At 70.0% G+C, this 390-nt stretch carries 1 protein-coding gene; it reads left to right on the top strand.

All coding sequences use genetic code 11. From position 1 onward, the window contains the following. Nucleotides 1-34: 34 nt before the first annotated feature. Nucleotides 35-390, top strand: a 356-nt coding sequence (locus tag AC2CJA_RS27340) for a transposase (RefSeq protein WP_484605293.1), incomplete at its 3' end; no start/stop codon positions are given.

The following is a 390-nucleotide window of genomic DNA, read 5'->3' as shown; positions in this document are numbered from 1 at the left end:
TCTGACCGAGACCTGTGCCCCCGACGCCCCCAACGTGATCACGGATGTCGCCACCACCGCGGCCACCACCCACGACAGCCAGGTCCTGCCCGGCATCCACACCCGCCTGGCTCGTCGCGGACTGCTGCCCGCCGAGCACCTGGTCGACGCCGGCTACACCTCCCTGCCCCACCTGGAACAGGCTGCCCGTGAACACCAGGTCACCGTCTTTGGTCCGCTGAAGAGCAACCCCACCCGCCAGCACCGCCACAATGAGGGCTTCGCCCGAGACGACTTCCGCATCGACTACGACAAGCAGCAGGTCACCTGCCCCCAGGGACAGGTCAGCGCCGGCTGGCACGGCCCCTACCCGACCTCCTCGCCCACCGCGGCCCCGCTGATCGTGGCACG

It is taken from the genome of Streptomyces sp. ATLC9 (assembly GCF_057196705.1).
Note: the sequence above shows the minus strand (reverse complement) of the source record. Positions and strands in the feature narration are given on the sequence as shown.